This window comes from Nocardia sp. NPDC005745 (assembly GCF_040630775.1).
Lineage (GTDB): Bacteria > Actinomycetota > Actinomycetes > Mycobacteriales > Mycobacteriaceae > Nocardia.
Window position 1 is genome coordinate 1 of record NZ_JBEXYF010000058.1, and the last position, 20648, is coordinate 20648.

Annotated in this window: 19 protein-coding genes and 1 pseudogene; 7 read left to right on the forward strand and 13 right to left on the reverse strand. The window is 68.3% G+C overall.

Annotation, left to right across the window (positions count from 1 at the left end; all coding sequences use genetic code 11):
* Positions 1-95: 95 nt before the first annotated feature.
* Positions 96-704: pseudogene (locus tag ABZ420_RS34530) on the reverse strand (DUF3043 domain-containing protein); the annotation flags it as partial.
* A 253-nt stretch (positions 705-957) separates the two neighbouring features.
* Between ABZ420_RS34530 and ABZ420_RS34535 the strand changes: the two are divergent.
* Positions 958-1308 carry an iron-sulfur cluster assembly accessory protein gene (locus tag ABZ420_RS34535; protein ID WP_063053575.1) on the forward strand — a complete coding sequence of 117 codons (351 nt, stop codon included), beginning with the start codon at positions 958-960 and terminating at the stop codon, positions 1306-1308.
* Between the two features lie 192 nt (positions 1309-1500).
* The gene (locus tag ABZ420_RS34540; protein WP_357131968.1) at positions 1501-2469 is read left to right on the forward strand and encodes a carbohydrate kinase family protein; all 969 of its coding nucleotides are present in this window, start codon (positions 1501-1503) and stop codon (positions 2467-2469) included.
* 57 nt (positions 2470-2526) lie between these two features.
* On the opposite strand, the gene asnB is transcribed toward ABZ420_RS34540, so the two are convergent.
* Positions 2527-4470 (reverse strand): asparagine synthase (glutamine-hydrolyzing), encoded by a 1944-nt coding sequence (gene asnB / locus ABZ420_RS34545; protein ID WP_357132007.1) that lies wholly within the window; start codon positions 4468-4470, stop codon positions 2527-2529.
* A 364-nt stretch (positions 4471-4834) separates the two neighbouring features.
* Here asnB and ABZ420_RS34550 point away from each other — a divergent pair, with 364 nt between their 5' ends.
* From ABZ420_RS34550 to ABZ420_RS34560, 3 genes are all read left to right on the forward strand, one after another.
* A complete protein-coding gene (locus ABZ420_RS34550; protein ID WP_357038051.1) occupies positions 4835-5926 on the forward strand; it encodes a cytochrome c oxidase subunit II in 1092 nt (363 codons plus the stop codon).
* Positions 5927-5940: 14 nt separating this feature from the next.
* Complete coding sequence (locus tag ABZ420_RS34555; protein ID WP_040865876.1) at positions 5941-6357, forward strand: cytochrome c oxidase subunit 4; 417 nt, start codon at positions 5941-5943, stop codon at positions 6355-6357.
* A gap of 120 nt (positions 6358-6477) precedes the next feature.
* Positions 6478-7137, forward strand: coding sequence for a TetR/AcrR family transcriptional regulator (locus ABZ420_RS34560; protein ID WP_357131971.1), 660 nt, complete (start codon positions 6478-6480; stop codon positions 7135-7137).
* Here the strand turns inward: ABZ420_RS34560 and ABZ420_RS34565 are convergent.
* The 4 genes from ABZ420_RS34565 to ABZ420_RS34580 form a co-directional block, all read right to left on the reverse strand.
* The gene (locus ABZ420_RS34565; protein ID WP_357131974.1) at positions 7134-8231 is read right to left on the reverse strand and encodes a CSLREA domain-containing protein; all 1098 of its coding nucleotides are present in this window, start codon (positions 8229-8231) and stop codon (positions 7134-7136) included. The two genes, ABZ420_RS34560 and ABZ420_RS34565, sit on opposite strands and share 4 nt — an antisense overlap.
* A gap of 333 nt (positions 8232-8564) precedes the next feature.
* Positions 8565-9842 carry an FAD-binding oxidoreductase gene (locus tag ABZ420_RS34570; protein ID WP_357131977.1) on the reverse strand — a complete coding sequence of 426 codons (1278 nt, stop codon included), beginning with the start codon at positions 9840-9842 and terminating at the stop codon, positions 8565-8567.
* Between the two features lie 52 nt (positions 9843-9894).
* Entirely contained in the window at positions 9895-11460 is a 1566-nt protein-coding gene (locus tag ABZ420_RS34575) for an alkaline phosphatase D family protein (RefSeq protein ID WP_357131980.1), read from the reverse strand.
* A gap of 74 nt (positions 11461-11534) precedes the next feature.
* Entirely contained in the window at positions 11535-12299 is a 765-nt protein-coding gene (locus ABZ420_RS34580) for a sporulation protein (RefSeq protein ID WP_357131983.1), read from the reverse strand.
* Positions 12300-12635: 336 nt separating this feature from the next.
* Between ABZ420_RS34580 and ABZ420_RS34585 the strand changes: the two genes are divergently transcribed.
* Both ABZ420_RS34585 and ABZ420_RS34590 read left to right on the forward strand, forming a co-directional pair.
* Complete coding sequence (locus ABZ420_RS34585) at positions 12636-13403, forward strand: DMT family transporter (RefSeq protein WP_357131986.1); 768 nt, start codon at positions 12636-12638, stop codon at positions 13401-13403.
* A 50-nt stretch (positions 13404-13453) separates the two neighbouring features.
* Positions 13454-14770 (forward strand): hypothetical protein, encoded by a 1317-nt coding sequence (locus tag ABZ420_RS34590; protein WP_357131989.1) that lies wholly within the window; start codon positions 13454-13456, stop codon positions 14768-14770.
* A gap of 73 nt (positions 14771-14843) precedes the next feature.
* On the opposite strand, the gene ABZ420_RS34595 is transcribed toward ABZ420_RS34590, so the two are convergent.
* From ABZ420_RS34595 to ABZ420_RS34625, 7 genes are all read right to left on the reverse strand, one after another.
* Complete coding sequence (locus ABZ420_RS34595; protein ID WP_357131992.1) at positions 14844-15575, reverse strand: lysophospholipid acyltransferase family protein; 732 nt, start codon at positions 15573-15575, stop codon at positions 14844-14846.
* A 178-nt stretch (positions 15576-15753) separates the two neighbouring features.
* Positions 15754-16764, reverse strand: a complete 1011-nt coding sequence (locus ABZ420_RS34600; RefSeq protein WP_357131995.1) for an ROK family protein — start codon at positions 16762-16764, stop codon at positions 15754-15756.
* Positions 16761-17177: a hypothetical protein gene (locus ABZ420_RS34605; RefSeq protein ID WP_357131998.1), complete on the reverse strand. Its 417-nt coding sequence runs from the start codon at positions 17175-17177 to the stop codon at positions 16761-16763. The genes ABZ420_RS34600 and ABZ420_RS34605 overlap by 4 nt, the downstream gene beginning before the upstream one ends.
* Entirely contained in the window at positions 17167-18477 is a 1311-nt protein-coding gene (locus tag ABZ420_RS34610; RefSeq protein WP_357132010.1) for an ArsA family ATPase, read from the reverse strand. The genes ABZ420_RS34605 and ABZ420_RS34610 overlap by 11 nt, the downstream gene beginning before the upstream one ends.
* Positions 18474-18911 carry an SRPBCC family protein gene (locus tag ABZ420_RS34615; protein ID WP_357132001.1) on the reverse strand — a complete coding sequence of 146 codons (438 nt, stop codon included), beginning with the start codon at positions 18909-18911 and terminating at the stop codon, positions 18474-18476. Before ABZ420_RS34615 ends, ABZ420_RS34610 begins: the two co-directional genes overlap by 4 nt.
* Before the next feature lie 37 nt (positions 18912-18948).
* The gene (locus ABZ420_RS34620) at positions 18949-19332 is read right to left on the reverse strand and encodes a polyketide cyclase / dehydrase and lipid transport (RefSeq protein WP_357132004.1); all 384 of its coding nucleotides are present in this window, start codon (positions 19330-19332) and stop codon (positions 18949-18951) included.
* Between the two features lie 29 nt (positions 19333-19361).
* A complete protein-coding gene (locus tag ABZ420_RS34625; protein WP_062975121.1) occupies positions 19362-20489 on the reverse strand; it encodes a glycosyltransferase family 4 protein in 1128 nt (375 codons plus the stop codon).
* Positions 20490-20648 lie beyond the last annotated feature (159 nt).

Below are 20648 nucleotides of genomic sequence, written 5' to 3' on the forward strand. Positions count from 1 at the left end.
GAACTGATCGGCCTGGCCCCGGTGAAGCGGCGGGTGCGCGAGATCGCGGCGCTGCTGCTGATCGACCGCGCGCGGCAGCGATTCGGGCTGACTTCAGCGTCGCCGGGGCTGACGCGCGGCTTGGGGGCGCGCATCTTGCGGATCTGTGAGGCGCGGACGAATGCATACCAGCCCAGCCGGTACCCACCGTCGGTGGTCTCCGGGAAACGCTCCCTGACCCGGTTGTTCACCACCCGGCCGAGCAGCACGCCCTCGACGCCCATGAACAGCATCATCACCAGCATGGCCAGGGTGACGATGGTCTGCAGCGCGGGCGCGACGAACATCGACAGGATCAGCACCAGCGCCATCGGCATGAACAGGCCGACCAGGTTGCGCCGGGCGTCGACGATGTCGCGCACGAACGCCCGGACCGGGCCCTGGTCGCGGGGCGGCAGGTATTTGTCCTCGCCCGCGAGCATGCGTTCCCGTCGATCCGCGGCGGCCTCGCGCCGTCTGGCGGACGCGGCCTTGCGTTCCGCCCTGGTGCCCCGCGCGGCCTTGCGGCGGGCGCGGGCCTCCTTCGCGGTGAGCGGAGCGGGCGCTATCGGGCCACGGCGCTTGCCTTGTGCGTCACGGCGTTTCGGGGTGGGGCGGCCCTTGCCCGCGGTGGCCGTGGCCGCCGCGCGGGTGGTGCCCGCGGCCGAGCCACCGTCCGTGACCACCGTCGATTCGGCGGTCGCGTCGGTGCTGCTGGACTCGCCGCGACGGAAGAACTTCACACAGACCAGGCTATTCGATGGGTAGCGCGGCGAGAAATGCGGTCCGATTCGCCCGGAGTGTGCGGTGTCACGCAGGTTGCGTGTCACCGCGGATCGGGTGGTGGCAAGATGGAGGAATAGCAGCCGGCCGAGTGGTGTTGACCGACACGACCCCGTGCGCTGTTCGGGTAGACCACAGGTTCCTCGAGGAGAGTTCATGACTGTGCAGAACGAGACCGCCACCCACGGTGTGACTCTGACCGACGCCGCCGCCGCGAAGGCGAAGGCACTGCTGGACCAGGAGGGACGCGACGACCTGGCGCTGCGGATCGCGGTGCAGCCGGGTGGTTGTGCCGGCCTGCGCTACCAGCTGTTCTTTGACGACCGCTCGCTCGACGGCGACCTCACCGTCGACTTCGCGGGCGTCACGCTGGCCGTCGACCGGATGAGCGCGCCGTACGTGCAGGGCGCCTCGATCGACTTCGTCGACACCATCGAGAAGCAGGGCTTCACCATCGACAACCCGAACGCCACCGGCTCCTGCGCCTGCGGCGACTCCTTCAACTGAGGCCGGCCGCCGCTCCGGGCCTTCGGGCCATGCGAGTCGGGTGACGTGGGCTCGCGAAATCGGTTGTCCCGTCCGGACATGTAGGTGCGCGGCTGCGCCCGGATCGGTGCGGCGGATCCGCTACGGTGAGACCGGGACCTTTGTCGTCCCGGTCTTGACCGCCTGCCGCCTACAGTTGAAGGGCCCAGCCACGTGTCCATAGCCGTTTCCGCGTCCATTGCGACCGACCACCTCATGCGCTTCCCCGGACGGTTCGCCGACGTACTGCTGGCCGATCAGCTCGACCACGTGTCGCTGAGCTTCCTCGTCGATGATCTGCAGATCCGTCGCGGAGGCGTCGGTGGCAACATCGCCTACGCCATGGGCCTGCTCAATCGCGCCCCCTTGCTCGTCGGTGCCGTCGGCGCCGACTTCGGCGAGTATCGAGCCTGGCTGGAGAAGCACGGCGTCGACTGCTCCACCGTGCTGGTCTCCGAGCGTGCCCACACCGCGCGTTTCGTCTGCACCACCGACGACGACATGGCCCAGATCGCGTCGTTCTACCCCGGTGCGATGAGCGAGGCCCGCGACATCTCCATCGCCGAACTCGCCGAGACCAGGGACCTCGATCTCGTCCTGATCGGCGCCAACGACCCCGAGGCGATGCTGCGGCACACGGCCGAGTGCCGGGAACTCGGCATCCCGTTCGCCGCCGATCCCTCCCAGCAGCTGGCCAGGCTGGACGGCGACCAGTCCGTGCAGCTCATCGATGGCGCCGCGTACCTCTTCACGAACAAGTACGAGTGGGCGCTGCTGCTGCAGAAGACCGGTCTGAGCGAGGAAGAGGTCGCCCAGAAGGTCGGCGTCCGCGTCACCACCCTGGGTGCGGAAGGCGTGCGGATCGTCGACCGCGACGGCACCGAGGTGACCGTCGGCGTCGTGCCCGAGGTCGAGAAGGTCGAGCCGACCGGTGTCGGCGATGCCTTCCGCGCAGGCTTCCTCACCGCGCACACCGCCGGGCTGAGCCTGGAGCGGTCCGCGCAGCTCGGCTCGCTGATCGCCGTGCTCGTCCTGGAGACCATGGGCACCCAGGAGTGGACGCTGAGCAAGGAGTCCGCGCTGGAGCGCCTCACGCAGGCCTACGGCCCGGAGTCCGCCGCGGACATCAAGACCCTGCTCTGATCGTCACGACGAAAGGCGCGCACCCGGCCGGGTGCGCGCCTTTCGCATGTTCGCGCGCTACAGCGAAACGGGGTACGCGGGTTCCTGGATCTCGGGCTTGATCCGGTCCTCGACGAAGATGCCGTGCCACACCATGAACACCAGCAAGGTCCACAGCCTGCGGCTGTGATCGGCGGTTCCGGCCCGGTGCGCGACCAGCATCTCGCTGATCGCGGCCTTGTTCAGCAGGTGGCCGGTCTGCGACTCGGCGATCTGCTGCTGTGCCCAGTCGTAGAGTTCGGTGCCGCGCAGCCAGTGCCGCAGCGGGACCGGGAAGCCGAGCTTGGCGCGATGCAGCACGTGCGGGGGCACGATGCCCTCCAGCGCCTGGCGCAGCGCGTACTTCGTGGTCTCCTTGGTGATCTTCTGATCGAACGGCAGCCCCTCGGCCGCCTTCAGCACCTCGGTGTCCAGGAACGGCACGCGCAGTTCCAGCGAGTTCGCCATGGTCATCTTGTCGGCCTTGACCAGGATGTCGCCGCGCAGCCAGGTGAACAGGTCGAGGTGCTGCATCCGGGCCACCGGGTCCCAGCCGCGCGACTGGGCGTACAGCGGCGCGGTGACGTCCTGATGGGTCCACTCCGGCCGGAACTCGCGCAACACGGCGCGCAGCTGGGCGTCGCTGAAGCTGCGCGCGTTGCCGTAGTAGCGCTCCTCCAGGGTGAGCGAGCCGCGGTGCAGCAGGCTCTTGCCCCTGGTGCCTTCCGGGATCCGCTCCGACAGCTTGCCCGCCAGCCTGCGCAGGCCGCGGGGCAGCTTCTCGAAAGGCCGCAACGACAGCGGCTCGCGGTAGATGGTGTATCCGCCGAACAGCTCGTCGGCGCCCTCACCGGAGAGCACCACCTTGACGTGCTTGCGCGCCTCCTTGGCGACGAAATACAGCGGGACCAGCGCCGGATCGGCCACCGGGTCGTCGAGGTACCAGACGATCTCGGGGATCGCCTGGGCGAACTCGGCCGGAGAGACCACCTTCACCACGTGGCGCGCGCCGATCGCCTCGGCGCTCTCGGCGGCGACGTCCACCTCCGAGTAGCCCTCCCGCTCGAACCCGGTGGTGAACGTGATCAGCTTCGGGTTGTGCCGCATGGCCAGCGCGGCGACCGCGGTGGAGTCGATGCCGCCGGACAGGAACGAGCCGACCGTCACGTCGGCGCGCATGTGCTTGGCGACGGAGTCCTCGAGCGCCGCGGCGATCTCCCGGTAGCGCGCCGTCGCCGAGCCGGGGGTGAACGGGCGCACCGGGAACTTCGGGGTGAAATACCGGGTGACGACCGGAGCCGCACCGGGCCGCACGGTGGCGTAGCTGCCGGATTCCAGCCTGCGCACGTCCTTGTGCAGCGTCTCCGGTTCCGGCACGTACTGGAGCACGGTGTAGTGCTCCAGCGCCCGCGGGTCCAGCGCGTCGCTCAGCTCCAGCGCGGGCAGCAGTTCCAGCAGGCTCTTCTTCTCGCTCCCGAACGCGGTGCCGCCCGGCCCGGTGGCCAGGAACAGCGGCTTGATGCCGAACGGGTCGCGCGCGAGGAACAGGTCCTTGGTCTCGGTGTCCCAGATCGCGAAGGCGAACATGCCGCGCAGCCGCCGCACCGCCTCGGGGCCCCAGTAGTGGAACGCCGCGACGATGGCCTCGCTGTCGCCTTCGGTGTGGAACATCTTCCCGTCCGGGAACTCGGCGGCGTGCGCCTCGGCGAGTTCGGCGCGCAGCTCCAGGTAGTTGTAGATCTCGCCGTTGAAGGTGAGCGCGTAGCGGTCGGGCTGCTCGGGCGGGCCCCAGCGCAGCGGCTGGTGCGAGTGCTCGATGTCGATGATCGACAGGCGGTTGAAGCCGAAGATCACCTGGTCGTCGTGCCAGGTGCCGCGCTCGTCCGGGCCGCGGTGACGCACACAGTGCAAGGCTTCGTAGACCTGCTCCACCGTGCCAGGTGCCGCCTCGTCAGATGCCAGGAATCCGAGCAGTCCACACACGGCGTCGGCAACCTCATTTCTCACAGTCGGGATACGCGCGCACCGGATGGGGCGCAAAGGGGCGAAATCTAGTGTCCGAGTATGCCGCACCCACGGGATCCGCGCGTCGTGCGCACCACGTCCTGGACGGAATCGCTGGTGACGGTGATCGGTGCGCGCTCGGTGAGGTGCCGAAGCCGACCCGACGACGAACCGGGGGTGCGTTTGGTCTACGCTGCGTAGTACTCAGGTCTCTCTCAGGCGACCCGCGCGCAACGCGCTGGCCCGGAGGGCGTCCTGAACGAGCTTAGGACGTATCGTCGGGGCCTATCGCAGCCCTGAACGATGCACTGTCGGAATGTGTGGCGACCAGGAAGGCGTGAGCGTGGCGCACAAGGCGAGCGAAGAGATCGGGGCACGACCCGCCCGGGGTCGGCAGGGCCGCATCCTTCGGCGGGCCGGGCTGGCGGTGTCCTTGGGGATCACCGCGCTGCTCGTCTCGGGCTGCTCGATCGACAATGTTTGGCTGCGGTTCGGCTGGCCGTCGGGTATCACGCCGCAGGCCACCCGGATGCGGGAACTGTGGACCTGGTCGGTCATCGCCGCGCTGGCGATGGGCGTGCTGGTCTGGGGCCTGACCTTCTGGACCGTCGCGTTCCACCGCAAGAAGGCGGACTCCCCGGAGTTCCCGCGCCAGACCGGCTACAACGTGCCGCTGGAGCTGACCTACACGGCGATCCCGTTCGTCATCATCGCCGTGCTGTTCTACTTCACCGTGGTCGTGCAGAACTACGTGCACGAGAAGGTGGCCGACCCCGATGTCACGGTCGATGTGACCGCCTTCCAGTGGAACTGGAAGTTCGGTTACCGCGAGGTCGACTTCAAGGACGGCTACAAGTTCGACGGCATCGACACCGCGCGTGAGACGGTGAACCAGGAGCAGCTCGAGCAGTACGAGGAGCGGACCAAGGACGGCCACCCGCAGCCGGGCCCGGTGCACGGCAAGCCGGAGAACGACATCCTGTCCTACCTGCACTACGACAAGGTCGAGACGATCGGCTCGAGCAACGAGATCCCGGTGCTGGTGCTGCCGACCGGCAAGGTCATCGAGTTCCAGCTCGCCGCCGCCGACGTGATCCACGCCTTCTGGGTGCCGGAGTTCCTGTTCAAGCGCGACGTGATGCCCAACCCGAAGGAAAACAACTCCGACAACGTCTTCCAGATCACCAAGATCGAGAAGGAGGGCGCGTTCGTCGGCCGCTGCGCCGAGATGTGCGGCACCTTCCACTCGATGATGAACTTCGAGGTCCGCGCGGTCACGCCGGAGAAGTTCACCAAGTACCTGGACGCGCGCCAGGCGGGCAAGACCAACGCCGAGGCGCTGGAGGCCATCGGTGAATCCCCCGTCGCCACGTCCACCACGCCGTTCAACACCAGGCGCGACACCAAGAGCGCGGCCTCGGCCGAGAGCAAGTGAGGATTTGATCTGACATGAAGATCGAAGCGCGGATTTTCGAACTGCTCACGGTGTTCTTCATCATCGTGGCGGTGGTCTACGGCTTCTTCACCGGCCAGTCGCGCACCGGCGTCGAGTGGGCGGGTACCACGGCCACCGTGCTGACCGCGGGACTGTCGCTGATCATCGGCACCTACTTCCGGTTCGTCGCCCGTCGTCTCGACCTGCGCCCAGAGGACTACGAGGACGCCGAGATCGTGGACGGCGCCGGCGACCTGGGCTTCTTCTCACCCGGCAGCTTCTGGCCGATCACCTTGGCCGCCGCCGGTTCGGTGACCGCCCTCGGCTTGGCGTTCTTCCAGTTCTGGCTGATCGGCATCGGCGTCGTCTGCGTGCTCGCCGCCGCCGCCGGTCTGGTGTTCGAGTACTACCTCGGCCCGGAGAAGCACTGACCTGAGAACCCGCCGAAGCGGCCCCATCGGAAAACCGGTGGGGCCGCTTCGCGTCCGCCTGTGCCTGTTCGGTCGAACCGGCTCATCCCCGACGGAACCGCGCCTGATATGAAAGTCCGGGTGGGACGTAAGAAGTTGCTGGAGCCGACCCTGACGGAGTTGCCGCACGGGCCGCACGGTCTGGCTCGTGATCTGGTGACCGGGTCCCAGCGGCAGCGGCTGTTGTACGGGGTGACGGTTGTCGTCGCGGATCGCGGCTATCCCACCGCGACAATCGCGGATATCGCTGCCGCGGCGAAGGTTTCGCGCCGCACGTTCTACCAGCACTTCTCGGACAAGGAAGCGTGTTTCCTCGCCGCGGCCGACACCGGCCGGGATCTGATGATCGAGCACCTCGAGCGCGTGATGCGGCAGGTGTTCGCGGGACCGGTCGAGCCGCTCGAGGCTCTACGGCTCGGAATCCGCGAGTATCTCACTCTCTTGCGTGACGAACCGTCGTTCGCCCGCGCGTTCTATCTGGAAACCGCCGGGGCCGGGTCGCGCGCGATCGAGTCGTTCGAACGATGTCAACGCTGGTTCGCCGGATTCATCCGATCATGGCGTGAGGCGGCAGGCCCCGTCGATCCACCGGTGCCGGATGACGCGTATCTGGCGGTGACCGACGCGGTCAACGAGGCCGTCCGCCGAACCCTGCGGGCGGGAGGTGACTTGCTCGCACTCGAGGACACCGTGCTGTACATCCACCGCGCGCTGCTCGGTCTGGCGACGTCGGCCGACTAGGGCACGACTGTGTCGCCAGGCCCGGTGAGGTCGCAGGAAGCGTCGTCGCTGGTGTTGCCGCCTTCGGAGACAATCCTCGCGAACGCCTTCGCGCAGTTGGACGAAGCGATGCCGGAGGTATTTCCCATGATGATGGAATTCCGCACTTTCACGATGCCCACCGGAACATCGAGCGCATCCGTCACCTGGCGTGGGAGGGTATCGAGATAGGCGGGCGCCACGTTGATGCCGCCACCGGCGTCCGAGGCACTGTTTCCGCTGACCGTCGTCCGATCGAAGGTCACCACACCCCGGCCTCGGACATCTACACCGCCGCCGCGTCCGGCGAAGCCACCCGGGCGGTACCACACTCCGGGATCGACTACGCGGTTGTCGGAGATCCTGGAGTCGGTGAAGGTGCAGGTGTTATCGCATCGCACGCCGCCCGCCTCGCCGGACGCGTTGCCGGTGATGATCGTATTTCTGGTTTGCAGGTCCGAGCCCGGCACGTTGAAGATCCCGCCGCCGTACCCGGCGCTGTTACCCCGGACCACGACATCCTCGAGTACGAGGTTCGACGAATTGGAGATTCCGCCGCCGCCGGTGTCGTAGTACGGGATCTCGTGTTGAGCGGTGACTCCGCCGGTCACGGTCAATCCCGTCAACGTCACCGGCGCGGAGACACTGAGGACCCGGTCGATACCCTCGGCATCCAGCACCGTCTGATCGCGGCCCGCGCCACGCAGGGTCGTCGCCGCGGTGAGGTTCAGGTCTCCGGTGGTGGCATCCGGGTTGCGGCCTTGCACCTTCTGTGGGTCGGGACGGATCGTCAAGATGTACCGTCCTTCGGGCACCACGATTGTGCTCCCGGGCCGGGCGTTGGCGGTCTGCACTGCCGCGCGCAGTGTGCAGGCGCCGGCGACGGTACGGCAAAGCCCGCTGTACGGATCGGCCGCGACGCCGTCGGCTGTGGTGTTCACGGTGATCACCGCTGGAGAATTCGCACCGGGCACGGTGTCGGCGGAGGCCGCGCCGGGGAATCCGCTCGTAGTTGCCGCGATCAGGGCTGCGATGGCGACGCCGCGTGCCGTCGCGGGAAATGCGCTCGTCCTCATGAAGTTTCGAATCCAATTCAGCAACACGAAATAAGGTACGCCCGCGTATGAGTGGGGTACGCGAGCGTCTACAACTATGTCGCAGAGTGGCTTTCTTCGGGGGTGTTTCCGGGAATCCGCTCGCCGGACGCCGATCCGCCTCCGCGCGCCGGGGCATGCCGGGCGCCGTGGGAGACACCTCGAGCCGCTTCGAGAGCGTCGATCCCGCGATACGCTTCACTGCTCTGCCAGGCTTTTTCAGCCGTTCAGCAGTGTCTTCGCCCCGGTGCGGTCAGCAGCGAGGTGATTCCACGAGCTCGCGTGCCGCGGGCGCCGTGGCCGGGCGCACGCGATCTACTCCGCTTCGTACCGCAGCGCGTTCTCCGAGCGGCAGATCTCCTCGATGCCGGAGACGATGTCGCGCAGCAGCTCCGAGGGCAGGGCGGCAGGGCGCAGGCGGCAGGTGAAGGTGATCAGGCCGTGGTCTTCCGGGGGCAGGCCGCGCGCGGCGGATTCCGCGCGCAGGTAGCGCGAGCGCACGCCGTAGGTCATCGCCGAGATGACGGTGAAGCAGCCGGTGCGTTCCCGATGGCCCGAGAACAGGTCGTGCAGGCGGTAGAACACCGACGCATAGCTCGACAGGGGCGCGAAAACGCCCACCCGGTAGGCGGGGCCACGCTCGGACGAACTGAGCGCTGTATCGGCCAGATACTCGGCATCGCGCAGGGTCTGGACTTTCGGCGCGAACAGCACCGCGCCCGCGGCCGCGTTGCGCACCGGCATACCCGCCTTGCCGGGCGCGGCCGAGGCGATGGCGCCCAGCGATTTCCGTGCCCGCGACCCGACCTCGCGCCGGGCACGCAGTCCCCGGGTGGGCGCGGTGGGGTACAGGCTCGACCACTGCCCGAAGCGCACGGTGCCCAGTTGCACGTGGCCGGTGCCGACCGGACGCGCCACCTTCAGCGGCGCGGTGTCGACCCAGCGGCCGACCTGCAGCTCGGCGTTGCCGGGCCGGGTGATCTCGGCGTAGGCGTGCTCGACGAAGGAATCGAAGTCGAGGAACCGGTCGGCGTCGGTGGTCAGCCAGGTGCGCTCCTTGTCGATCTCGATGGCGTCCAGAGTGAGCGCGGTGATGATGCCCGCGCGACCGCCCGCGCCGAGGATGCGCTGGAATCGCTCGGTGTGATGGGTGCGCCCGCAGGTGCCGATGCGCCCATCGGTGTCCACGTACTCCAGATCGACGATCTGGTCGATGAACAGGCCGTGCTTGTGCGAGGCCGCGCTGACGCCGCCGACCGAGGCGAAGCCGCCCGCGGTGATGTCGCGGTGGTCGCCGACGATCGGCAGGCCGAGGCCGTGGGCGCCGAGCCTGCGGTCGATGTCGGACAATTTGGCGCCCGCCTGCACCCGGACGGTGCGCCTGCCCAGGTTGATGTCCAGCACCTGGTTCATCCGGCGCAGCGACACCACGGTCGGCTGGGCGGGCAGCGTGAGCCCCTCGTCCAGCAGTTCGCCGCCGCGTACCATCAGCCGTTCCGTTCGTCCGCGTGAATCCCGCACCGTGCGTACGACATCGGCGGTGTCGCGAGGGAGGTATTCCTCGGCGTTGGAGACAGTTTGCGGCGTGCTCATGGCCCAAAAGCTAACCACAGCGCGGCCCGCCCCGCTTCCCCGAATCCGGGAGTCACCGCGACGCGGGCGCAAGGCTCTTGCTGAACAGGACGGATCCGGCGGCATCGCACAGGTCGACGGTCAATTCCCTCGACTTTCCGTCGATGCGGACCTCGCCGAAATGCTGGAAGGCGTCCAGCGGCGAGCTGTTCTGCACCGGTGGCGCGTGGACGTAGACCGCCTCAGGGCCGAACGTGCCGTCCAGCTGATTCGGGCCGAACGCGCCCGCGTTGAGCGGACCGGAGACGAACTCCCAGAACTCGTCGAAGTCGGTGAAGACCGCGCGCTCGGGCGAATAGCGGTGGGCGGCCGTGTAGTGCACGTCGGCGGTGAGCCAGGCGACGTTCGCCACCTTGTTCGCCCGGATCGACGACAGCACCTGGGCGATCTCGCGTTCCCGGCCCGACGGCGCACCGGGATCGCCGTTGGCGGGACCTTCGTAGGCGGTGGTGTTTTTCTGTTCGCCGTCCGGGACGATCACGCCGAGCGGCAGGTCGTTGGCGATGATCTTCCAGGTGGCGGTGGATTCGCGCAGACCGTCGATCAGCCATTTCGTCTGCGCCGGACCGATGATGCGGCCGTTCGGCCCGTTGTTGACGTCGTTGGCGTCCTTGTTCGCGCGCATGTCGAGCACGAAGACGTCCAGCAGTGGACCGTAGGCGATCTTCCGATACAGGCGGCCGTCCACCGCTTCTCTCGGTTCCAGCGGCATCCACTCGTGGAAGGCTTGCCAGGAGCGCGTGGCGAGTGTGTCCATGGCGCGTTCGGTGTAGCCCTTGGATTCGGCGACGAGTCCGCCGGGGTACCAGTTGTTCACCGTCTCGTGGTCGTCCCACTGCACCACCTGGGCGACCGAACTGTTGAACCGGCGGTAGTTCTCGTCGGTCAGGTTGTAGGCGTAGTTGCCGCGGAACTGATCCAAGGTCTGCGCGACAGCGCTTTTCGCCTCGCTCACCAGATTGCGCCAGACCCGGCCGTCGGGCAGCGTGACCGATTCCTTCAACGGTCCGTCGGCGTAGATGGAGTCGCCGGAGTGCAGGAACAGATGCGGGTCGCGGGCGGCCATCGCGGCGAAGATCCGCATGCCGCCGAGTTCCGGGTTGATGCCGTAGCCCTGACCCGCGACGTCGCCGGACCAGTGCAGCCGGATGTCCGCCGCGGCGGTGGGCGCGGTGCGGAAGACACCGGTGACCGGTTCGGAGGTGGCGCCGTCCTCGCCACGCAGCGTCACCCGGTAGTGCACCTGCTGTCCCGCGGGCAGGCCGTTGACCCGCACCCGGCCGGTGCCGTCGGAATCCGGGGTGAGCAGCGGCCCGGTGAAGCGCATGGGATCGGTGAACGATTCCGTCGCGGCGGTTTCCACGAGCAACGTGGCGGGGCGATCGGCGCGTGCCCAGATCAGCGCGCCGTCGGGGCGCGGGTCACCCACCGCCACGCCGTGGGTAGGCACCGGCCGCTGCCGGACCAGCGCCGGGCCGTTGCCCGGCGAGCAGGCCGCCAGCGCAGGGGCAGCCACGAGTCCGAGTGCGCAGGCGCGTAAGACGGTGCGCCGGGATGGTCCTGAGGCCGAGCCGTTCATGAGGAAACTCTGGCGCAATTACGTCAACGTCACATGAACTCGTCGGGTCCGTGCGGCCAACAAGCGACGGGACCTCAGTGCGCGAGGCGCTCCAGCCGGTGGTGCAGCTCGCCCGCCCAGTCGACGCCGCCCAGGTGCTGGTAGTCCACCCAGAGCGCGTCGAAGACATCGCGGCCCTCGGAGATCCATCCGCCGCGCTTGTCCGCCTCCAGGACCACACTCATGCCGGTCTCGGTCGGGACGAAAGTCACCTCGAGCTGGTTCAGGCGCGTGTAATGCGGCGAACCGGCGAACTCGATCTCCTGGTAGAACGGCAGCGTCTGAGGTGTGTTGTGCACCCGTCCCGATTCCACGTCCGCGCTGCGCAGGTGGAATCCCAAGCGCTCCACCGCCTCCAGCAGCACGTGCTGGGCGGGCAAAGCGCCGACGCCGATCGGATCGGTGTCGGCGGCGTCCACCGCGCCGTGGATCTCCACGACCGTGCGCAGCGACACCACCGTGCCAGGAAGGTGCCTGCCGTTGTAGAACGTGATCGGCGTTTCCATCGGCGCGCGGGCCGCGAAGCGGAACTCCGGCACCGCACCCACGGGCAGGTGCAACGGCCCGTGCACCCCGGTACGGCCGAACGCGATATCGCGCAGGCCTTCGTGATCCTCGTACTCCTGCTCGGCCCTGGTCACGAACTCGACCGCCACCTGTGCGATTTCCTGCGCGACCGTCCCGCCCCGCAACCGGATCACACCCTCGACCGTGCCCCCGGGCTGCACACCCGGCGTGAACAACTCGGTCTCCACCTCGGCCCCACCGACCCCGGCCACCGCCAGCAACTTCTTGAACATGCTCCGCAGTCTCCTCACCGCTGCCGAAGAAAACCTTGGCGTTTGCTTGCATTGTGGGCAACCTCACCGCACACACTGCGGGTTGCCTCCCGTAAGTCCGGCCACCGTAGCGTGACCTAACTTGGAATACTCGATGGCGCAGCACATTCCGGCATTCGACGTCGCTGCAATCCGGAGTCATGAGGCACCCGAGCGCCCTGACTCCAGAAGGGGGTGGGTATGGGACAGTCGGCTGGAGGGTCGGCATCATCGGTGGCGTTACTCGTCGCAGGGACCAGTCTGTGGGGGTTGTTCAGCGCCGGGCTCGCCTTGCTGGGGTCGAACGGAGCGGGGCCGATGGTGGCGATGGGCGCTGCGATTCCCCTGCTGGTAATCGCCGCGGTCACCGGTCGGCGGCCAGGCCTCGAGCTGGCCTCGCACCCGCGAATCTATATCCAACTGGGTGTGCTCGAGGCTTTGAACATTTCCCTGTACGTCGCTGCCTTGACCATCGGCCCTGTACCCGTGGTCGTCGCGTTGCACCTGGCCTCTCCGATTATGCTGCTGCTCCTGGCCGTGGTCACCGGGGAGCGCGCCATGAATTTCCGGATCGGGGTCGAGTTGCTCCTGCTGACTTCCGCCATCGTTTTGGTCGCCGCGCGGCCTCGGGCGGAGATCGGTGGTGGCAATGCACTGATCGGTTGCGGTTTGGCACTTGGTAGCGCGGCCGCGGTGACCGCGTTGATCGTGCTGGTGGCCCGAGAGTCTCAGGACCGCGATCCCATAGTCTCCGCCGGGCTGCAATTGGCCGTCGCGGGCGTGCTCACCGCGCCCTTCCTGACGATGACCACTTGGGACTGGGCACGAATGCCGGCCGAGCTGGGCCTCGGAGCGACTTTGCTGGGTCCGGGATTCGCGCTGTACTGGCGAGCGATGCGGCGTCTCAGCCCGCCGATCGCTGGTGCGCTCGGTGTGAACGAGGCGGTCGTGGCTTCGATCGTGGTCGCGGCACTTGACACATCGCAGCTCTCGCTGCCGACGGCTGTGGGTGGGACTCTCGTCGTCGTAGCGGTTCTGCTGGATGCCGAGAGCGGATATATTGACGGTCGACGTCCGGACGGGTGAGCCGTAAGACCCTCGAGGGCAATGATTTTCACCGTTCGCGAGGGGGCACTGTGTCATACGTCGACGACCGCATCGGTCTGGCTGCCGACTGGTTCGGCAGGAATCTGGTCCAGCACGACGACGGGTATGCGGGCTGGGGGTGGTCGACCGACGTGCCACCCAATCCGCAGGACACCGCCGAGGTCGTGTGCGCGTTGTCCCGTGTGAACCGGCCTGTGCCGGACGCAACAGCGGTACTGGCACTGGTGCGGCGCGACGTGGTCCGCCACAGCACTCGCGGCGAGTGGGAGTTCCATGCGCCCGTAGACGCGTCGTGGCGGCTGCGTGCCCTGCGATGCTTCGGCGTGGCCGCCGCAGACGCCGATCTGGTGGCCTGCCGTAATGCGTTACTCGCCGCACAAGACGCCGACACAGGTGGTTGGTCGCTGGCCGACGGTGTCTCCGCGATCTCGGTGACGGCTACGACCGCGGCGATCCGGGCACTGGTGGAGCTGTCCGCGTCCGACGACGAGGCTGCGCGTGCCGCGTTGCGCGGCACCACTTTTCTGGTGTCCGCGATGCTCGCCGAAGACCCACGGGTCGACCCGAACTACGCGGCGGCGCAGATCGCGAGTCTGCTGGCGGTACCGGAGATCGCGGGGCTCGGTGGCACCCGGGTGCGCCGAGCCCATGAGTTGGCGACCGAAAGAGTGCTCAGCGCCCTGGACGCCGGCCTCGGCAGGCTCGAGGAAGAACAGATACGCCGCGGCGACGTGGCACAGACCTGGCATCACGCTACGTTGCAGCTGTCGGTAGCGGCGCTGGCAAGTTCGGATGACCGTTGGATCTTCCACCCGACCTTCCGCAGGGCGTTCATCGAGCTGCTCGACTATCAGCAGTTGTCACCGATCCATCGGGATCGCGGTGGATTCCGCACGTCGCGTGAAGGGTTCATCACCTCGTACGCGACCGCACAGGCCGTGCACGCCCTCGCTCAGGTGCGGTCCCAGGTCGGCGAGTGGGTCAACCCCGCAAGGGTTTTCGACATGTTGTGCCGACGTGAAGGTGTTCATCACACGGACCCGCAGGAAGTTGTCCCGGTCGGTCGTGCGCCGATGGTCATGAACAGCCCCGCAGGAGCGGCGTTTCTGGCGATGGGCGCCGCATCGGGGTCGACAATTGTCACTCTGGCCTTGATATTCGCTGGGCGATCGGGAGAGATCGCCAGTCGGGCTCTGGTCTCCTGGGGCCTGATCTTCGTCTTCCTCGGAATCTATGGTTTCGCGGCCACCCGGTTGAACTCGATTCCCAAAGGCAAAGTCGGTGCTGTGGTATTCGCCGCGTTCACGGCGATCGTGTTCCCCGTCGTCGCATTTCTGCTCGCGTAGCGTGTCCGCCCGGTGCCCGGAATGCAGAAAGCCCCGAGACCGAACAGTCTCGGGGCAGACGTCCGTGCCGGGATCAGCCGGCGGCGGTGTCCGGGATGCGGACGGGCACGGCATCGGGGCGGCTGCCGCTGGGGATGCCCTTCTTCAGGCTGTGGGCGTAGACGTCGACGTATTCCTGGCCGGTGAGCTGCATGAGCTCGTACATGACCTCATCGGTGACGGCGCGTTCGACGAATCGGTTGCCGCCCATGCCTTCGTAGCGGGAGAAGTCGATGGGCCTGCCGAACTTGACCGTCACCTTCCTGCGGCGCCAGCGGAACGGTCCGGGCGGGCTGACCTCGTCGGTGCCGATGACGGCGACCGGGATGACGGGGACGCCGGTCTCCAGCGCCAAGCGGGCCAAGCCGGTCTTGCCCTTGTACAGCCGGCCGTCGGGGGAGCGGGTGCCCTCCGGGTAGAGGCCGACCAGACGGCCCTCGTCGAGCAGCTTGCGGGCGGCGATCAGCGCGTCCTCGGCGGCGTCCGCTCCGCTGCGGTCGATCGGGTACTGACCCGAGGCGCTGAAGAAGAACTTCTGGAACCGGCCCTTGATGCCCGGGGTGGTGAAGTACTCGGCCTTGGCGAGATAGTTGATCCGCCGCGGACTCAGCAACGGAGCGAACAGCCAGTCGGCGAAGGAGAGATGGTTACCCGCCATGATGGCCGGCCCGTCCGCCGGAATGTTCTCCACACCCTCGACCGTGGGCCGGTTGTAGAGATGAATGAACGGTCCCAGCAGCACGAACTTCAGCAGCCAGTAGAACATGACGTCCTTCCCCCGGGACCGGGATAGTTGCGGGCACCTGCTTCAAATGCCGACTTTACCGCTGGTACAAGATCACATCCAACCGCAGCGGCGAATCTCACCACACTTCGGCGCCGACGCCGACCGATGGCGCGCATCGGCGTGTCGCGCCGGACCACGATCCTCGTGGCCTGCGGTGTCAACGGCCGGTCCGCGCGATGCGGGCCGCTTTGCCCGCGCCGGAGGGCAGGGCGGCCCTGGCGAGATCGGCGGCGCCGATCATGCCCGCCGCCTCGCCCAGCTGAGTGGTCCGGATGCGGGCCAGCGGCCGGTGCCCCGCACCGGTGATCGTGCGCGCGTACTCCTCACGCGCCTCGTCCAGGAACAGCGGCGCCGAACTGCTGACCCCGCCCGCGATGACCACCAGGTCGGGATCGAAGATGTCGCTGACGAACGCCAGCCCGAGGCCGAGCCAGCGCGCGAAGTCGGCCATCACCCGCGCCGCGAGCGGATCGCCGTCCTGCGCGGCGCCCGCGACCCGCCGCCCGGTCAGCGAGCCGGGATCGCGCGCCACGTCCCTGGCGAGCACGGAGTGCACCGTATCGCTGGCCAGCATCTCGATCGCGGTCTCGGCCAGCGCGGTTCCGCTGCAATAGCGCTCCCAGCAGCCGTGCTTGCCGCACGGACAGGGCCGCCCTTGCGGAACGACTTGCAGATGACCGAGTTCCGGCGCGACGCCGTGCGTGCCCCGGTACAACTGGCCGTCGATCAACAAGGCGGCGCCGATGCCGGTGCCGATCGCGATGAGCACCACGTTGTGCCCGCCCGCCGCGGCGCCGAACCGGTACTCGGCCCACATCGCCGCGTTGGCGTCGTGTTCCAGGATCACCGGCAACTCCAGCCGTTCGGTGAGTCGCTGGGCGACCGGCGCGTCCTGCCAGGGCAGGTGCGGGGCGAACCGCACGGTGGAGCGATCACCGTTGATGAACCCGGCGACCGCCAAACCGACCGCGCCGATGGAATGCCGGCCGGACAGGTCGCGCACGGCCCGGTCCAGCGCGTCCTCCAGCGCGCGGGCGGAATGCGGCGTCGGCGCCTGGACCGTGTCGAGCACCTCGCCGCTGTCGTCGATCACCGACGCCCGAATGTTGGTGCCGCCGACGTCTATTCCGACGGTCAGCGGTCGTGTACCGGCCATCTGGTGCGTCATACCTTGATCGTCACGGGAATGTCGACGTAACGGGGGCCATCGCCGTCCTCGCCCGGACCGTGCCGGTGCGGCGCACCGGTTTCCGGGTCGGCGTCGGTGGGCATGACCGGCTCGACCGGCACCCCTGCCAGCGCTTCGCGCAGCACGGTGACGATCGCGGTGCCGTGATCGGCGACGGCGGCCAGCACGTCGTGGTGCTCCCCGCGCACGAGCGCCGCGGCCGCGCACACCGGGCACCAGCTGCAACCTGCCCACTCGGCCTGGCCGTCGGCGGCGCGCCGCAGCACCGGCTCGACCCGTTCCAGCACCGCTTCGGCCAGCAGCTTCAACTCCTCGGCGAATTCGCTGATGCCGTCCGGCGCGCCGTGGCCGCCTGCCTGGTGTCCCTCGGACGGGTGCGGATCACCGGTCATGGTCGTGACTTTCGGATGCCTGCGCCCACACCCGCGGATCGGGCCGGAAGCGGACCACCAGATACCCGTCATCGAGCTCGGCGCCGTCGACCGTGCACCGCCGCAATACCGGCGCCAGGCGCACCCGCCGCCGGACACCGTCCGCTCCCACGATCAAATCGTCCTCCACTCGGCCAAGGCGCAACGTGGCGGCGTCGACCACCGGCAGGTGCATGCGCAACGCGTACACCGACTGCAATCCGGTGCCGGATTCCCGCAGAACCAGCGGTTCGCCGGAACTCGCGTCGACCTCCGTCTGATTGTCGCTCAGCATAAGCGCAGCGTCACCGGTGTCGCCCGCCGAGTCCATCGCGTACGACAGCGCGGCCAGCGAGTTCAGCCCGATCGGCTCGGCGCCGGTGTGCTGCGCGATCACCACGGGGATACCCGGCATCTTGCGCCGCAAATCGGCGATGACGTCCGATTGCTCACCGCGCCGGTTCGAATACCAGTGCACCGCCGGATGTTCGGCCGAACTCGGTTCGGCGGGCGGCGCGAGATCGGGCAGCACCTTGTTCACCACCACGGCGTCCAATCGCAGGCCCAGCAGCGCCGCGGCGGAACGCACCCGCTCCGATTCGGCCACCGCCACCCGCTCGGCGACGGTGATCAGCCGCGCCCCGGTGCGCCGGTGGTCGGTGAGCAGATCGCGAACCTCGGTGACCGCTTTGACGATCCGTTCGACCGTGGCCGCGAGCACGGCGCGGCGCAGGTCGGTGCCGATGGCGCTCATCGTCCGGGCGTGTGGCGGCCACATCCGTTCCAGGTAACCGAGCAGGGTGGCGGGCGCGGTGACCAGGCGCAGCATGTCCGCCGATGGCGGGCAGTCGACGACGATCAGATCCCAGTCGTCCTCGGCGGCGAACTGGGTGATCTCCACCAGCATCAGCAGTTCCTGCACGCCGGGCAATCCGGTCAGCTCCGCCGGATCCAGCGCGGCGAGATCGAAACCGTGCTCGTGCCCGCGGCCGGTGGAGATCAACCGCACCACATCGCGGAACCGGTCCTCGAGCAGCGCGAGCGAATCGATCTCGATCACGTCCAGGCCCGGCAGCACGGTGGCGACGCCGGTGACGGTGCCGGGATCGTGCGGGAAACGGAAGCCGAGCGCGTCGCCCAGCGAATGCGCCTGATCGAGCGAGGCGATCAGCACGCGACGGCCCGATCTGGCCTCGGCCATGGCGGTGGCACACGCGAGCGTGGTCTTGCCCACCCCACCCTTGCCGATGAACAGTTCGACCCGGGTCTTGTGCGCGGTCAGCCTTCGACCCGTTTCTTCAGTTCCTTCAGCGCGGTGTCGGTGATCACTTTCTCGGCCTTGCGCTTGAACATGCCGATCATCGGGATGTTCAGATCGACGGTCAGCGTGTAGACCACCTCGGTGCCGCCGTCCGGCCGATCGATCAACTCGTAGGTGCCGTTCTGGGCCTTCTGCAACTCACCGCTGAGCAGCCGCCAGCTGACCGCCTTACGGTCGGCGCGCCAGTCGTAGGACAGGACGTAGGTGTCCTTGACCACCCCGGCGTCCAGCACGAACCGGGCGGTCTCGGCCAAGCCGTCCGGTCCCGTCTCCAGCACCTCCACCGACTTCGCCGCCGATACCCACTCCGGGTAGGACTCCAGATCGGCGATGACGGACATCACCTGCTGCGACGGGGCCTCGATGACGATTGATCTCTGGGTCCTGTCGGCCATGCGGACAGCGATTCCTTTCAGCGTCGGTGCTGGTAGATCAAGACAGGGCCGCGGGAGCGACGCCGGCCGGGCGACCCGACTCCAGCCGGGACTTCACTTCGAACGACATGTTCTTACCCGCGACCCGGCGTGCCCGGATGGCGGCGGCGAGTTTGCCCACCGGCAGCGCGGGCTGCGGTTCGGCGTGCAGGAAGTAGTGCAGGATCACCCCGTCGAGCGAGGGCTCCAGCCACACCTCCATGGTCCCGGTCAGTGCCCCGGACACCGACCAGCGGATACCCTTCTCACCCCGGTTCTCCCGGACCTCCAAGTCCAGGTCCGGCCACCAGCGGCGCCACTGGTTCGGACCGTCCAGCACGTCGGCCACGGCGGCCCCCGATGCGGCGACGAAGGTCTGATCTGCGACCTGGATACTGCTCACTCCGCTGAGCGTAGTAGATGCGACGCGGATCACCGCAGCAGCTGTCGCAGGCGCGCGCCCAGAGTGTCCCAGCGCCATTGCTGCTCGACGAACGCCCGGCCCGCCACGCCCATCCGCGCGGCCGCGTCCCGATCGGACAGGATCTCCACCAGGGCGTCGGCGATCTGCTGCACGGAGCGGCCGTCCACCACCCGCCCGGTCCTGCCCTCGATCACGGTCTCCGGCGCGCCGCCGGAATTGCCCGCCACCACCGGGACGCCGGACGCCGAAGCCTCCAGATAGACGATGCCCAGCCCCTCCACGTCCAAGCCGGCGCCCCTGGTCCGGCACGGCATCGCGAACACGTCCGCCAGCGTGTGATGCGCGGCCAGCTCGCCGGACGGGACGCGGCCGGTGAACACCACGTCCTCGGTGACGCCCGCGGCGACCGCGAGGGCGCGCAGCTTGTCCTCGAAGGGGCCGCCACCCGCGATCACCAGGACCGCTCCGGGCACTCGCTCGCGGATATCGCGCATGGCCAGGATCAGTGCGTCCTGCCCCTTGCGCGGCACCAGCCGCGACAGGCACAGGATGGTCGGACGGTCACCCAAGCCGTAACGCTCGCGCAGCTCGGCACGCGCCGCCGGATCCGGGCGGAACACTTCGGTATCCACCCCGGGCGGCAGATACTCCAGCGCCGCGTTCGCCCCGAACGCGGACGCGAACCGGCGGCGGGTATAGCGGCTGACGTAGGTGACGACGTCGGTCTGCTCGCCGATCACCCGCAGCGCCTGCCTGGCTCCGGGCAGCATCGACCAGCCGACCTCGTGGCCGTGCGTACTGGCCACGATGCGTTCGGCGCCCGCGCGACGCAGCGCTGGCGACATCAGCGCCAGCGGTGCCGCCGCCCCGAACCACACCGTGTCGCACTGCTCGCTCCGCAGCAGTCGCGCGGCGCGGCGCAGCACGAGCGGAGTCGGCAGCATCAGCGTGGTGGGATGGCGAATCACCTGGAACTTCTGCTTGGCGTCGAACTTCAGGTGACTGTCGCCGCGCCAGCGCGGAGCGTAGACGACCAGGTCATCGGGCGGCAGCTCACCGGCCAACGCCTGCAGATACGACTGGATACCGCCCGGCCGCGGCGGGAAATCATTGGTAACCAGCAAAGTTCGGGCCATGCGCAACAAAATACTGTGTTTGTTTGGCCGCGCCTTCGGCGCGGCGTGTTCGCGGCCCCCTTATGGCTCGCGTTTGCGCGACCACCGCTTGCTCCTTCGTCGCGTACGCGGCGGCCGCGCAAACGCGAGCCGGGCCGCGAACGGCGCATGCTCGGTCTC

Excerpts from the sequence above, each read along its gene's own strand:
- ABZ420_RS34535 (WP_063053575.1), top strand. The coding sequence starts at position 958 with ATGACTGTGCAGAACGAGACCGCCACCCACGGTGTGACTCTGACCGAC.
- ABZ420_RS34555 (WP_040865876.1), top strand. The coding sequence starts at position 5,941 with ATGAAGATCGAAGCGCGGATTTTCGAACTGCTCACGGTGTTCTTCATC.
- ABZ420_RS34565 (WP_357131974.1), bottom strand. The coding sequence starts at position 8,231 with ATGAGGACGAGCGCATTTCCCGCGACGGCACGCGGCGTCGCCATCGCA.
- ABZ420_RS34570 (WP_357131977.1), bottom strand. The coding sequence starts at position 9,842 with ATGAGCACGCCGCAAACTGTCTCCAACGCCGAGGAATACCTCCCTCGC.
- ABZ420_RS34575 (WP_357131980.1), bottom strand. The coding sequence starts at position 11,460 with ATGAACGGCTCGGCCTCAGGACCATCCCGGCGCACCGTCTTACGCGCC.
- ABZ420_RS34580 (WP_357131983.1), bottom strand. The coding sequence starts at position 12,299 with ATGTTCAAGAAGTTGCTGGCGGTGGCCGGGGTCGGTGGGGCCGAGGTG.
- ABZ420_RS34585 (WP_357131986.1), top strand. The coding sequence starts at position 12,636 with ATGGTGGCGATGGGCGCTGCGATTCCCCTGCTGGTAATCGCCGCGGTC.
- ABZ420_RS34595 (WP_357131992.1), bottom strand. The coding sequence starts at position 15,575 with ATGTTCTACTGGCTGCTGAAGTTCGTGCTGCTGGGACCGTTCATTCAT.
- ABZ420_RS34600 (WP_357131995.1), bottom strand. The coding sequence starts at position 16,764 with ATGACGCACCAGATGGCCGGTACACGACCGCTGACCGTCGGAATAGAC.
- ABZ420_RS34605 (WP_357131998.1), bottom strand. The coding sequence starts at position 17,177 with ATGACCGGTGATCCGCACCCGTCCGAGGGACACCAGGCAGGCGGCCAC.
- ABZ420_RS34615 (WP_357132001.1), bottom strand. The coding sequence starts at position 18,911 with ATGGCCGACAGGACCCAGAGATCAATCGTCATCGAGGCCCCGTCGCAG.
- ABZ420_RS34625 (WP_062975121.1), bottom strand. The coding sequence starts at position 20,489 with ATGGCCCGAACTTTGCTGGTTACCAATGATTTCCCGCCGCGGCCGGGC.